The sequence below is a fragment of the Stenomitos rutilans genome, from assembly GCF_059505485.1.
In genome coordinates, this window is the sequence record NZ_JCACKR010000117.1 from 1 (window position 1) to 13,359 (window position 13,359).

Consider the following 13,359-nt stretch of genomic DNA (forward strand, 5'->3'; position numbering starts at 1 on the left):
AAAAGTAGCGGTCTCCCTACTTTACTCGACCCACCATTCTTTGACGCACTACCGACAGGCATTTTACTTGCGTCCAAAAGCGTTGACGTAGAGATTTCTCCTCTGCTGTTCTATCTGGATTATGCCTGGGAACGTTAAGTTCATCCTGGTTTGGTTGACCGAGATTGTAGATCTTGCCATTCAGCTATTGCCAAGTGAACTTTAGGAGAAATGCATGTCTAAACGTAAATTACCTCGTGGTGGCGGTACTCAGGTTGCTCTAAGCCCAGAGTTGGCGATCGCCGCGATCGGGCTTTTTTCGCTCTATTCTGATGGCGAGTCTGGCGAAGTTGAAACCGAAGCGCTGGGCGAAATGCTGTCTGCGATCGACCTGTACGAAGATTATTCAGAAGACGACTTTGCCGCCCTGGGCACCGAAATTGGGACTCTAATCAACGAAGAAGGGATTGAGGCTGTTGTAACCCAGGCGCTTGCTACTGCAAGAGATGAAGGCATTCAAGAAGCGGCGTTTATCGTCGCGGTGGTTGTCATCGCGTCCGATGGGGAAGTGCCTGAAGAAGAGCAGGAGTTTATCGATAGTCTGTATCAAGCTCTAGGCATCTCTGAAGACCGGGCAAATGAAATGATTGACGAACTGTTTTCGTCGGATGAAGACGAAGACGAGGAAGAAGAGGAAGAGTAAACATCCAAAGCATTTTTCAGGCCACTGCTCCTGGTCACGTCATACCCCTGTTGCCCAAAAGTGCTTTCAGGGGTTTTTTGTGTGCGTGCCTCTGCCAGGACTTGCTGTGTAATTTGATGAGAAGCAACACACGGACGCTTGGGAAGGTATACCAGTTCTCAGTTTTGAGTTATAGAAGCTCTGTTGCATCACTGTTTGAGGTTCTTGATCTGTAGCCCAATGAAAGGGAAATGGTATCAGGAGACAGAATGCATACTGATTCTGGCTCCTGGCTTCTGACTCTACGTTTAAGACATTTGTGCTCACGGCCTTTTCGTCTCACGATCGATTCCACTCTTCTAAATCCGCATCGAGCTTGGCTTTGATTTCCAATGGGGTTTGGACTTCTGGCAAGCGCGGCTGCTCATCGGTGTCAGTAGCGCGATCGAGGTTGAGAGGTTGAATCACGCGGGTAATGGCTTCCTGGACAAAAGCACGCATAAATTCATCTTTGCGATTCAGTTGAAACTGGCGCTGCACGACTTCTGTCATGCCTCCATCGCCCCAATCCTGGTCATGGCGAAAGTATTCAATAAAGCTTTTGCCTGCAATTCGGGTCAGGTAGGCTGCGCTCACGCCCTGAATGGCACGCCCTACGAGAAGTCCACCCAGGCTAAATTCCAAAGCGGTTGCTACTAGCGTTAGCACTCCCTTCACAATGCCCAAACTTGCCAGCGTTTTGCCGAGGGACAGAGCAAGTTCGCGTCCCCGTTCCAGGTTGATCTCACAGCCGTAAACCCGCCCAATTTCGACCACCATCTGAGCGTTGATAGCAGCCGTTGCCAGCAGATCGACCACAGGTAAGGGCGTTACCGCAATCACGCCAGCACTGATCCACTGAAAGCGATCAACAATTTTTTCAGCCTGCCGTCGTCGCTGGGCATCAATGAGATAGCGGGCTTTTTCACCCAATCGCTGAGATTGCAGCAAAATGTTGTCTGCCAGCAAATCATCCCCTTCCGCACGCAAAACCGCTACCATGCGCCGAATCAGCGGCATGATATCTGGCTCTAGCTGAATGGTTTCGCCATCGACGACGATCGCACTTGGATTTGCAGCCGTCGCAATCACATCAATGGGGGCGACCAACCCACGCACTCGATCGCGTAGCCGTGCAAGAATCACATCCCGATCGCCCTCTGGATAAAGGTCAGTTTTGTTGAGAATGACAAGCGATCGCTTGCCAATCTCGGCCAGCATTTGCAACGGATCGTATTCTGATTGGCGCAGATCGTTGTCCAGCACAAATAGCAGCAAATCAGCTTCGGTTGCCAATTGACGGGCGAGTTGTTCGCGCTTTGTGCCTGCAACCCCCGCTTCTAAAATGCCCGGTGTATCGATGATAAGAATTTCGCGGCTCACACCCTTGAGCTTGAGCGCATGGGTTTCGCCCACTTCAGTAGTGCCCATTGCTGCGCCCACTTTGCCCGCTACGCGCCCAATCAACGCGTTGACTAAGGAGGTTTTGCCTGCCGACCCTGTGCCAAACACCACGAGTTGCAGATGCCCTCGCGAAAGGGTTTGCTCAATCTCGCGCGATCGCTGCAACAGTTCTTGCCGTGCTACTTCATCTTGAATCTGGTCAACCTGTCGCCGCACCGCTTTTAGTGTTTCTTCAGCCGCTTCTGTTTTCTCAGCAGGCACCAAAGGCTTGCGTCTTGCTTGTTTGCGACGTTTTTGAGTACGAGGTAGCACAAAGAGGTAGTAGATAGAAGCGCCGATGAGAGCGGCTAACACGACCAGGATGAGTACCAGCAAGGCCTGAAACAACAGCGGAGAATACGAAAGCTGCCAATAGAGGCGAGTGAGAGAATCGACCAGCCAGATCATTAGCCCCAAAATGAGGGCTATACCAGCAACCAGGGTGAGAAGGCGCGACAGCGGCATGAAGACATCTACGGTGCATCTGCCTTTCATTCTAATTCCCTGCACTTTTTTGAACGTAACCCTGTGCGTTCTCAAAGACTGATTGCCCAAAAAGATTGATTGCCCGAAAAGATTGTTAAGCCTGCTTTGATTGCTCCACCAGGACGCTACTGTAACCACAGGCGCTAGACAGTTTCTCACGATCTGGCGATCGAGTTGTGATGGTCAATGCTTGAAAGAGGAATTTATGGGACTTTTTGATGCCGTGATGAGCGCTGTAAGTAATCCTGGTCAGCAGGCAAGCCCCGATCAGTTTGGCGCAATTATCAACACCGTGCAACAACTCAGCAACAATCATGGAATTGATGCGGGGACAACACAGACGCTGGTGTCGATCGTGGGTGGCTATGTGCAGTCTGCCTTACAACAGCAGCAAGCATCCGCAGGGGCTGAGCAGGTACAAGCAACCGTCAATCAATACAGTGGCACAGGCCCAAATCCCCAGGCTGTAGAGGCTGTATTGGGGCCAGCGCTACAACAGCAGATGGTGCAAGATTTGATTCAGCGCACCGGACTTGATCCACAAACCGTCCAATCGATTCTGCCAACGCTGGTGCCTCTGGCGCTGAACTTTCTGCAAAGCGGTCAGCATACAGGCAATCCGCAGGCGGGCAATCCCGTGTTGAATGCATTTCTGGATGGTAACCATGACGGCAATGTCGATCTGGGTGATGCGCTGAATATGGCAGGGCAATTCTTTGGTCGGTAGAGTGTATTAGCGGTCAGCGGTCAGCGGTCAGCTACGTGCTTCTGTCTGCTGATGCACGATTTTTGAGAGAATTGCAGCAATCTATCCATGCTCGAAAAGCTGCTTTCACCTCAAGCTGATAGCTGACCTCTGATAGCTAATTCCTCAACGGTGCAATGCCTGCCCGATCGAGAATTTGTGGAATTAAGTCTTCGCGCTTAACAGCCATTAAATGCACTCCCTGACAGAGTTGTCGTGCCTGCTGGACTTGCTCAGCAGCGATCGCCACTCCTTCCTGAAGCGGATCGGCGGCATGTCCCAGACGATCGATAATATGGTCGGGAATGTGGACACCGGGTACACAGCGATTGATAAACTGCGCGTTTTTTGCCGACTTGAGTAGGAAAATGCCTGCTAAAATCGGCTTGTTGCAGTCAGTGGCAAGCTGCGTCATGAATTTTTCCAGCCGATCGAAGTCTGAAATCAACTGGCTTTGAAAGAACTGCGCCCCGGCGGCAAGTTTGCGCTCAAACCGACGCTGTAGCCCAGACCAACTGCCACACTGGGGATCGATCGCGGCTCCGACAAAGAGTTCTGTTGCGCCATCGGTCAGTGGCTTGTCATTAAAATCAATCCCAGCATTCAGCTTGTGAATCAGTTGGAGTAGGCGCACAGATTCAAGCTCAAAGACTCCGCGTGCTTCAGGATGATCGCCTGCTTTGATCGGATCGCCTGTGAGCGCCAGAACGTTTCGAATGCCAAGCGCCTGGGCACCCATTAAATCTGCCTGCAAACCAATGGCATTGCGATCGCGGCAGGCAACCTGATAAATCGGTTCAATGCCTGCCTGCTGCAAAATGGCTGATGCAGCCAGCGACGACATCCGCAGCACAGCCCGACTGCCATCGGTAATGTTCACTCCATGCACCCGCCCCTTCAGCAACCGCGCCATCTCCAGCATGTGTGCCGGGTTTCCTCCCTTTGGTGGCATGACCTCCGCTGTGATGAGGAACTCGCCTGCTTTGACAGCCGATTGAAACAAACTTGGGGATGAAGACATGAGCCAGGTAACGTCGCGTAGATCAAGTGCAGCGATTTTTAGAACGCCTTTTCATCATATAGGGCGATCGAACCACGCATAAATTCGATCTTCAAGGTCAGCCACATCTTCACGACAGAGTGTGCGAATCCGACTGTAGCGTTGAGCAGCTTCCTCTGCCAAAAGTTTACGCCCTTGTCCAGGAGAGTTTACTAAACTTCGTTGATTGGCAAATGGCTCAAAGTATTGCTCTTTCGGATGAATTTCAGCGCGAATGGTCTGCCAGTTCCACTCCTTTGGCAAATCGTGACCCGCTAAAACCCACACTTCGATTTCCTGCCACGCATTCTCTGCTAAAAACAAGCGATCGCCCTTCAAAATCTCTGCGGCGTTGCGTTCAATTTGTTCAAGTCTCGCCTTTCTTGCTTCAATGCTAAAACCCACACTTCGATTTCCTGCCACGCATTCTCTGCTAAAAACAAGCGATCGCCCTTCAAAATCTCTGCGGCGTTGCGTTCAATTTGTTCAAGTCTCACCTTTCTTGCTTCAATGCCATCGCGATCGACGCAAAGCAGAAATAAGTCAACCATGCCATTTTGGTCAATAATTTCTGCAAGCCGTTCCCATTTCAACGCTTCGCCGATACCTTGCAATCGGGGTTTGCGACACATCGCAACTTTTGCCCTTGGCTTCCCTAAATATTTAAGCATCGCCTTGACAATAGGAACTAGCATTAATTCATCTCTAGGATAATCTTCAGGAATGACGAGTACATTCATTCACTCGCATCCTCATCATCCAAAAAATACATAGCGTTCTCTAACCATCCTGATTCATGCAAATCAGCCAAATCACCTTTCTCAATTAAGCGTTTTGCATCAGGAATATCTAAAATGCGTTGAATCTTTGCGTCTGGGTGTTCTGGTAAACGATAGGTCAGCGACGCAGATTCTAATGACTTTGAGCTTAAAAGCCTTAGCAGTTGCGGTGAATGAGTTGTTGCCACCATTTGAATCTTGCCTTCAGACACCTTCTGCTCAATGAGTTCTAATAAAAGATGCAAGCGAGTGGGGTGAATGCCGTTATCCAACTCCTCAAAAAAGTAGAATTGAGCGGGTTCTGACCCTAAAAGTGCTGCCAGCATCGCCAGAAATCTTAGCGTTCCATCTGACGCGCTATACGCTGAAATTCTCTGTCCACTCCCTTCAACCAACGTCAGCAGAACTTTTCCCGTAAAATCTGAAGGGAATTCAAAATCTTTAGCATCCATCGGCGTGAGTTCTTGCACCCATTCTAGCAATGCCTCTTTACGCTGAGGATCTTGGCAAATCTCAAATAACACTGAGGAAAGATTTTCGCCGCGATCGCCCAACACATTCTGACCTGGAAAAGATGGTTGTCGAATTCTTTCTGGTTCAAGATCAAGAAAATTTAGAGCTTTGAGATGCTTGACAACAGTTTCTAGACTTTGACTTAAGAGATAACTTTTCAGCTTTAAGTTCTGTAAGCTCTGAGCGTAAATCCTATTTGCAATAACAGGCTTTGTAAAATCTAGAAAGCTTGCTTGATCTTCATCATAAAATTCGACGGACAGGTGATTGTCTATCTTGAAGATTGTTTTATTCAACTTTGGCAAGAACAAACTCTCAGCAACGACAAATGGAGATTTCACTGTGTTTGAAGTATTGTTTTGTCCTCCAGGATTAATCTCAATTTTATAAATAACTTCTCGCTCAACGTCATCTATTTCCAAAGCAAAGAAAGCTTCTATTGTAAATGTTGCTGCTCCTTGAAACGTTAGTTCTCTCGTGCCACCACGAATGCCGCTCCATTGAAGAATGCCGCTTTCGTATTTTTCACCAATGATGTCAGCAACGCTGTAGCCAAGTCCGATGCCATGCAAAAAGCGTAGGGCATCACGAATATTGCTTTTCCCAGACGCATTTGTGCCCACCAAAAGCGTGAACTCACCCAGCGTCAGTTCTGCATCTTTAAAGCCCTTGAAATTGGTGAGGCGGAGTTTGGTGAGCATGGCACTCGATCGCCTAGAGCGGTAAGGAGTATCCTAATGCTACCTTTGCTCTTCTCAAAGTTTCGTTGGCGATCGCGCGTGCTTTTTCGCCACCATCGCGCAGCACTGAATCCAGATAGCCTGGTTCAGCCATGATGGACTGGTACTTATCTTGAATCGGTTTGAGGTGGGCGATCGTCGTTTCTGCTAGCAGCGGCTTAAATTGTCCCCACCCCATCTCTCGGCATTCGGCAGCAACAGCTTCTTTGGTCTGTCCAGAAAGCAGCATGTATAGGGTCAGCAGGTTGTTGCACTCCGGTCGATCAGGGTCATCAAATACCAGACCGCGCACCGGGTCAGTTTTGCAGCGCTTGATTTTGTTCTGAATGACATCGGGCGGATCAAGCAGATTGATGCGGCTTAACTCGGATGGGTCAGATTTCGACATTTTTTTGGTGCCATCAGTGAGGCTCATCACCCGTGCGCCCTCAGTGCGAATCAACGGGTCAGGCTTCTTGAGGACGGGCTGATCGGGCTTGGCAAATTTATGATTGAAGCTATCGACCAGATCGCGAGTGAGTTCTAAATGCTGCTTCTGGTCTTCCCCCACAGGTACTTTATCTGCGTCGTAGAGTAGAATGTCTGCCGCCATCAGCACCGGGTAGTCCAGCAACCCGACGCTGACGTTTTCGCCCTGCTTCACGGCTTTTTCTTTGAACTGTATCATGTCCGTCAGCCAGTTGAGCGGGGTGATGCAGTTAAGCAACCAGGCAAGCTCGCTGTGCGCCGAAACGTGAGACTGCACAAAGATGGTGGAGTCGTTGAGATCAATGCCACAGGCAAGATACAGCGCGGCGATCGTGTACGTGTCTTTTGCCAGCGTTGCGGGGGTGTGCGGCACCGTAATGGCGTGCAGATCAACTACGCAGAAGAAATTATCGTACTGATGCTGTCCCTCGACCCAGTTGCGAATGGCACCGAGATAATTGCCTAAATGAAGATTGCCCGTCGGTTGAACGCCAGAAAGAACCCGCTGCTTTACCATAGCTTTCAGAAAGAGAATCAGACCCAAGATAGACTCAAAGAAGGTGATGTTGATTGTACCGTAGACTACAGTTCAATTAAGAAATATTAACTTTGAGCGTGTAGTAATTTCCAGGTTGCGCGATCGCTCTCTGTTTTTCCAAAGCAATTTTTCAGAACAATATATCTGTTACAGAACAATACATCTCAAATTATGGCTCATTCACTCACGCCAAATCAGCTTGCCCAACTGCAAGATTGCCTTGTCCTAGCACATGATCCGACACAGCACGACGCAGCTAGACAGTCACTCGCACAATTGCTGAGCGAGGTTGACCCTGCTGCCGCTCCAAATATCATCGACGCACTCTGGAATGAACTACTAACGGCACGTCGCTCCACCGCTTTTTGGGAGCAGATCAGCGATGCCGAGAAGGAGATGGGCGATCGTCTAACGCAGGACAATATTCGACTGCAACAGAACTACCTGCGCTTAATGCAGGAGCAGTAGGAGAAGACTGGAGAAGTTGGTTAGTGATTGGTTGTTAGTTGTTAAAAGCACACCGACCGCTGGTGGCTAGCTGCCAGGGTCAGGAGGCAGAAGGCAAAAGCAACGTCTCCTGACGCCTCACTGACCGCTAATTGCTGCAAATCATTCTATTAGGACTTACGCAAATTCTCGCAAAACCAGCCCCAGCCCCCAAATTTGGGGGCGCAAGCACTTTAAGTCACCCAGAATTGGGGGCTTAAAGCCCTTTGGGCATACAAGAAACGGGGGCGACCACGTAAGCCCTACCTATCCAGCCGACGATCAAATGGCTCTCACCAGCAGCGTGATGTTTTGTCGTCCAATCACCTGCACCACTTCATCAACCGCAATCGTGATGTCCTGCTCGCATTGAGCGAGCCACCACGACCCCTGAAAGTACACTCGTCCCCGCAAGCACGGTGTGATTGTTTCTGAGACAACCGCGCGACCTTTATAGCTAGTGTCTGCACCTTGCAAAAAGTTTGTTGCTGTGCAGGCGGTGGGTGCATCAAACAGAAGTGTATTCAAAGCCTTGATGGGATTAAACGTCATCATGGTAGTTACTCCTGGGGCGAAGGCTTGCTGGGCGTTGCTGAAGCTCAATGCTGGAGCCGTCAAAGGCGATTTGGACGGTCGTTAATCTCCTGAATCGTTCGCCAGACTTTGCTTGACGCGAATGTCTTTTAAGTGGCGCTTGACGGTGTTGACGGTGATGTAAAGCTCGATCGCAATCTGCTGGTACGTTAAGCCAGCGCGACGCAGCAACCAAACCTCGGTTTGTCGAGGCGATAGGTTGTACAAAAGGGCTTCGGCGAGTGCCCTATTTTGCGACGACTGCCAGCGATCTTCTAGTAGCACAGCGAGGTAAGGTCGGTGGGGGTCATCCAGCGTGAGCCATCTAACCCGTACACGATACAAGTTCGGACTGTGAGCAATCTCCGACTCAATAACCACAGGGTGATCGCTGTAGAGATCGCGGCTTTCAATCAGTGCTTTACAGGCTTGCCAGATCGCTTCGGGAACCGGAGGGATATCCACCTTCCCCTGGTTAAGCTGTTGGCAAATGCGGTACGCATAGTAGTTGTGATAAATCCATTCGCCACGTTCCGAAAGAATGAGGATGCCGTCGGTGATTCCTTCTAAAACACCTTGCAGCAGGAATGTATGATCTGGCGTGCTTTGGTTCAGTTTCAGTTGATTCAACATGACTCTCAGGGGCTAGAGAATAGGCGGATGCTTGTACAGGTTGATAACGGGCACTCTTTTTCAAAGGTCACTGCAAAAAATTCTGTTTATCGCAGGCGGTTTCTCCAGATTGGGCAACGTTTGCATGAATTAACTCAGATAGTAAGAAAATACTTCACGCATTGCACCATCGCTCTCTGCAAAGTTAATTTCCAAGTTTCACCACTCAACATTGCAGCTTTCTGCAAGTAGATTCAAAGCGACCTCTTGCCTTTCGACGTAGTTTTCGGCAAAGTTGAAGGTATATTCATGCAACTGGTCTGTCTGTTTTATGCCGCTGGCAACGAGCCAAAACGCTCAAGAACCAACTAAGCTCTGCATTCTAGTGGTTGACGATCACGAAATCGTTTTGGGTGGCACGATCGAACTGCTCAAGCAGCAGTATCCGCAGGCAACCATCTTGACCGCGCAGACGGTTGTTAGCGCGTTGAGCCAGGTGAAGCTCCATACGCCCGATCTGATTGTGCTGGATCTTTCCCTGCCAGAAGCCAGCGGGGATAGCGCTCAGGCTGAGACGGGCGTACAGTTGCTCAAAACCTTAATGCAGCATTACCCTACGCTCAATCTCACAGTGCAAAGTACGCATGTGAGGGCATTGGTACGTATTCGCCCAGAGATCGATCGCCACAAGGCTGGGTTTACCGTGGCTGATAAGAGTCTTTCGAGTAAGGAGATGCTGACGCGGGTAGATTGGGCGCTCAAAGGCATTACCCACACCAAAGACATCCGCCGTGGGCGTACCTTAGAGGTTAAACCTGATTGGATTACTGTGTTGAAGCTGGCGTTTCATGAGGGGTTGCAAGATCGGGCGATCGCAAAACGGATGCAAGTCTCTGAACGAACTGTGCGACACTATTGGACAAAGATTCAGGATGTGCTGGAAGTCTACCCTGATGAAGATAAGCAGGATGGCAAAAATATTCGCATTCAAACTGAAATTCGTGCCAGGGAAGAAGGGTTGATTGACTAATGAAGTTGTTGGTTGTATAGCCCGTTGGGTATTCAAGAAAAGTTGTTAGTTGTTAGAGAAGTGATGCGGAGCGCCTCTACAACGTTCGCAGCCTGGAGTGGGTCGCCGTGCAGCGCAACCGTTGGCATAGCCTGAAAGAAACCGTTTCGCTCTGGCGTTGGGCACTGCCAGGGGTGGTTGTGGTGGGGCTAGTGGTAGCAGCGCGACTGGCAGGTTCTCTCCAGGGGTTGGAGTTGCTGGCGCTGGATACCTTTTTGCGTCATCGTCCGGCTGAAGCGGTGGACGATCGCATCGTGCTGGTGGGCATCGACGCAACGGATATGCAGCAAACGGGTTATCCGATTCGCGATCGCGATTTGATTGATCTGCTCAACACCTTACAAACTTACAAACCAGCTGTCGTTGGGTTGCATATTCTTCAAAACCAGATTGCTCAATCAAACCCTGACGCACTGTTTGCCGCGTTGCAACAGCACCAGAATTTGATTGTGTCTGAGAAGGTTTTATCGGCGGCTGATCAGATTCCAGCACCGTTAGGCTTTCCTCCAACGCAGATCGGGTTGATCGACCTGATTCCCGACGGTGATAACCATGTGAGGCGGATGATTTTGGGAACCTTTGACCCCACTAGTCCTAAAACGTATAAGCTTTCGCTGACGATCGGGTTGGTCGAAAAATATCTCCTCTACCAGGATCGAAATCTCACGCTCAAGAATGGCTTTCGCGATCCAGAAGCCATGCGCTTTGGTGCGACCGAACTTCCCCGCCTCCTACCGATGGGTGCGTATGCTGGTGCAGAAACAGGCAGCCCTCAAATTCTGCTGAATTTTCGGCAGCATCACCAGCCGTTTCGAGTACTGTCTATGAGGCAAGTAAAAGCGGGTCAGATTGATCCACGCTGGTTGCGCGATCGCATTGTCATCGTCGGCATTACCGATCCAACCATTCGACCCATTATTGCCACCGCCGCGATCGACCCGACCAACTCGTTAGAGATTCAGGCCCATGCTGTCAGCCAGATTATGAGCGCGGTGCTAAACCAGCGGGTGCTGTTGCACATGTGGCCTAACGAATGGGAATATTTTTGGATTTTCGGTTGGGGTTTGACTGCCATTTTTTGGGGCCGGAGCAAGCTACTACCCAGGAGCAAACTATGGGGGATTGGTATCGCGCAGGTTGGCCTGGTTGGTACCAGCTATGTGCTTCTGCTGGGCGGCTGGTGGATTCCAGTGATTCCAGCTTCGTTCGTTTGGCTGCTGAACGGGATTGGCTGCACCGCTTTTCATAAGTACGACTGGGTGTTACGCTCCAGACTCAAAGAAAACCAGCGCGTGATTGAAGAGCGTCAACGCATGATCGAACAGACCTTTGACGTGATTCATAACGGCCCCCTGCAAACGCTAGCGAGTCTTTTGAGACAAATTCGAGACAGTAAATTGCCGCAAGAGCAATTGTTTTTGGCTCTGGAGCATCTTAATCGCGAACTCCGGGGCATTGGTGAACATCTCAAGCAAGAAACGTTGTCTCAAGAAGAAAGTCTCTACTTACGGGACGGACTGAAGGTAGACCTCAAGCTTCCGATGCATGAGTTGTTTTTTGAGGTTTACAGCAAGACGCTGGAGCGATCGGATTTCCCTAGATTTGAGACGCTCAAGATGTCCTGTTATTTTGAGCCGATCGAGCAGCTATCTCTGAGTATTGAGCACAAACGCAGCCTCTGTCGGTTTCTTGAAGAAGCCCTTTGCAATGTTGGCAAACACGCTGAAGGAGCCACCTACCTCAACGTGACAGGTACCCAAACTGGCAACTGGTACGCCTTAGAGGTCAAGGATAATGGGGTTGGCATCCGTTCAACGATCGACGGAGAAGGCACAAAACACGCCCGTAAAGTTGCTGCTCGTTTAAGCGGTAAGTTTAAGCGGGAATCGCTGTCTCCCAAAGGCACACTCTGCAAACTCACCTTTCCTCTCACCAGATCTCGTCGCTAAAGGAATGCTGGAAATTGTGCCCATGTTGGCACTTTTATGCAAGCTCCTGGAAAAAGATCTGGCATAGACTTTGAGTATGCAGGGGTGCTCTGTCCCCAAATGCTTTTCGTTTCCTGGGTCGTCTCAAGAGACAAATTAAATGTCTTTGCCTCCTGTTCAGAGGGTGGCATTTACCAAGACTTATCCGGAGAAGGCTTTTTACAAATTACATCTGAGTTACCTGGATGGATTGAAACATTTTCTGGGTAGGTCTCGCCATTAAAAGCAGGGTGATCGTCCTGGCAATGCCTTTTTCAACCTCGTGTTGGGAAGGCATAGATTGACCTGTATTTTTTGCCAAAACAGCTCACATATCTCAGCCACCTTTAGAACCATGACGAAGCAAGCGATTCTCTCTATGCTGGTCAGGAGCAGCCACGCTCTTGGCACTGGGTTGACCCTCACGGCAGTCATTCTAGTGCAATACAATCCTCCGTCCGATCCTCCACCGCGTCGGCAAACATCCTTCACGGGAGAGGCTCAAGCGATCGAGAGAGTGCCGCTACCCCACTTCTTGTTTAGGAGTTGAACGACAAGAAGCTTGAAGTTGCTCGCGCATTGTGTAAACTCACAGTGCGCTTTTTTATTGGCACGAAACTAAAAACATGAGGGGGCGATTCTTGTCTTACAGTTGCGTCCTTCAAAAAGTTGACGATCGAGACAGAGGCTGAAACGAAGTATTTTTATCCAATGCTTTCTTGCCAGATAAGCGAGATGAATCAATCATTACTCAAGATAAAATTTGCTCAAAAGATAGTTTGGTTAATCTGGAAAAAGAAGAGCTGTGCAGCCTGAATAACCGCACTAAAAGCTATTGTTTACTTTCTCAACTTTATCGTCAAGAATTATCACAAAATTTTGAGGATGACGATCGTGCTGGCTTGCGGCCCAATCCCTTTAAAGGGGCTGTAGAATCAAGAGTTTAAGCTGCACTGGTATGGTCATGAGCAGTCGTGGAGTCGGTACAGCATCGATCGCGGCTACAGATCTGATCATTTCCTTAAGACTGGGGCATTGAACCCATTCTCGTTAGAAGATTTAACGATCATCTAGCAGGCTTGATGCGTTTGAGGTTGGCGGATCGGTTCGTTCTCGCTTTGGTTGAAACGGTCTTTAAACGTTGACATGTAACCAAACCTTGACCGAATGTTCGCTAACGTTTTAATTTAATGGCTTCTGC

The 13,359-nt window shown here is 49.5% G+C and carries 15 protein-coding genes; 7 read left to right on the forward strand and 8 right to left on the reverse strand.

Annotated elements, in window-relative coordinates:
* Positions 1–214: 214 nt before the first annotated feature.
* A complete protein-coding gene (locus AC5JLP_RS25360; protein WP_496070615.1) occupies positions 215–682 on the forward strand; it encodes a tellurite resistance TerB family protein in 468 nt (155 codons plus the stop codon).
* A 318-nt stretch (positions 683–1,000) separates the two neighbouring features.
* On the opposite strand, the gene AC5JLP_RS25365 is transcribed toward AC5JLP_RS25360, so the two are convergent.
* Positions 1,001–2,638, reverse strand: coding sequence for a YcjF family protein (locus AC5JLP_RS25365; protein ID WP_496070616.1), 1,638 nt, complete (start codon positions 2,636–2,638; stop codon positions 1,001–1,003).
* Positions 2,639–2,834: 196 nt separating this feature from the next.
* Here AC5JLP_RS25365 and AC5JLP_RS25370 point away from each other — a divergent pair, with 196 nt between their 5' ends.
* The gene (locus AC5JLP_RS25370; RefSeq protein WP_496070617.1) at positions 2,835–3,356 is read left to right on the forward strand and encodes a DUF937 domain-containing protein; all 522 of its coding nucleotides are present in this window, start codon (positions 2,835–2,837) and stop codon (positions 3,354–3,356) included.
* A 136-nt stretch (positions 3,357–3,492) separates the two neighbouring features.
* Here AC5JLP_RS25370 and AC5JLP_RS25375 read toward each other — a convergent pair whose 3' ends face one another.
* Genes AC5JLP_RS25375 through trpS form a run of 5 tightly spaced genes read right to left on the reverse strand, consistent with a single transcriptional unit; the run spans position 3,493 to position 7,430 of the window.
* Positions 3,493–4,395 (reverse strand): methylenetetrahydrofolate reductase, encoded by a 903-nt coding sequence (locus tag AC5JLP_RS25375; RefSeq protein WP_496070618.1) that lies wholly within the window; start codon positions 4,393–4,395, stop codon positions 3,493–3,495.
* Positions 4,396–4,449: 54 nt separating this feature from the next.
* Positions 4,450–4,818 (reverse strand): hypothetical protein, encoded by a 369-nt coding sequence (locus AC5JLP_RS25380; protein ID WP_496070619.1) that lies wholly within the window; start codon positions 4,816–4,818, stop codon positions 4,450–4,452.
* Complete coding sequence (locus AC5JLP_RS25385) at positions 4,749–5,108, reverse strand: hypothetical protein (RefSeq protein WP_496070620.1); 360 nt, start codon at positions 5,106–5,108, stop codon at positions 4,749–4,751. The genes AC5JLP_RS25380 and AC5JLP_RS25385 overlap by 70 nt, the downstream gene beginning before the upstream one ends.
* 41 nt (positions 5,109–5,149) lie before the next feature.
* On the reverse strand, positions 5,150–6,406 hold the full coding sequence (locus tag AC5JLP_RS25390) for an AAA family ATPase (protein WP_496070621.1): 1,257 nt from the start codon (positions 6,404–6,406) through the stop codon (positions 5,150–5,152).
* Positions 6,407–6,419: 13 nt separating this feature from the next.
* Positions 6,420–7,430, reverse strand: coding sequence for a tryptophan--tRNA ligase (gene trpS / locus AC5JLP_RS25395; protein WP_496070622.1), 1,011 nt, complete (start codon positions 7,428–7,430; stop codon positions 6,420–6,422).
* A gap of 192 nt (positions 7,431–7,622) precedes the next feature.
* Here trpS and AC5JLP_RS25400 point away from each other — a divergent pair, with 192 nt between their 5' ends.
* Entirely contained in the window at positions 7,623–7,919 is a 297-nt protein-coding gene (locus AC5JLP_RS25400; RefSeq protein ID WP_496070623.1) for a hypothetical protein, read from the forward strand.
* 300 nt (positions 7,920–8,219) lie between these two features.
* Here the strand turns inward: AC5JLP_RS25400 and AC5JLP_RS25405 are convergent, their stop codons facing one another.
* Together AC5JLP_RS25405 and AC5JLP_RS25410 are read right to left on the reverse strand one after the other, a co-directional pair.
* The gene (locus AC5JLP_RS25405) at positions 8,220–8,492 is read right to left on the reverse strand and encodes an NfeD family protein (RefSeq protein ID WP_496070624.1); all 273 of its coding nucleotides are present in this window, start codon (positions 8,490–8,492) and stop codon (positions 8,220–8,222) included.
* Between the two features lie 81 nt (positions 8,493–8,573).
* The gene (locus tag AC5JLP_RS25410; RefSeq protein ID WP_496070625.1) at positions 8,574–9,143 is read right to left on the reverse strand and encodes a helix-turn-helix transcriptional regulator; all 570 of its coding nucleotides are present in this window, start codon (positions 9,141–9,143) and stop codon (positions 8,574–8,576) included.
* A gap of 310 nt (positions 9,144–9,453) precedes the next feature.
* Here AC5JLP_RS25410 and AC5JLP_RS25415 point away from each other — a divergent pair, with 310 nt between their 5' ends.
* From AC5JLP_RS25415 to AC5JLP_RS25430, 4 genes are all read left to right on the forward strand, one after another.
* Positions 9,454–10,152, forward strand: coding sequence for a response regulator (locus AC5JLP_RS25415; RefSeq protein WP_496070626.1), 699 nt, complete (start codon positions 9,454–9,456; stop codon positions 10,150–10,152).
* A 107-nt stretch (positions 10,153–10,259) separates the two neighbouring features.
* Positions 10,260–12,140, forward strand: a complete 1,881-nt coding sequence (locus AC5JLP_RS25420) for a sensor histidine kinase (protein ID WP_496070627.1) — start codon at positions 10,260–10,262, stop codon at positions 12,138–12,140.
* A 373-nt stretch (positions 12,141–12,513) separates the two neighbouring features.
* A complete protein-coding gene (locus AC5JLP_RS25425; protein WP_496070628.1) occupies positions 12,514–12,708 on the forward strand; it encodes a hypothetical protein in 195 nt (64 codons plus the stop codon).
* A gap of 169 nt (positions 12,709–12,877) precedes the next feature.
* Positions 12,878–13,105: a hypothetical protein gene (locus AC5JLP_RS25430; RefSeq protein ID WP_496070629.1), complete on the forward strand. Its 228-nt coding sequence runs from the start codon at positions 12,878–12,880 to the stop codon at positions 13,103–13,105.
* Positions 13,106–13,359 lie beyond the last annotated feature (254 nt).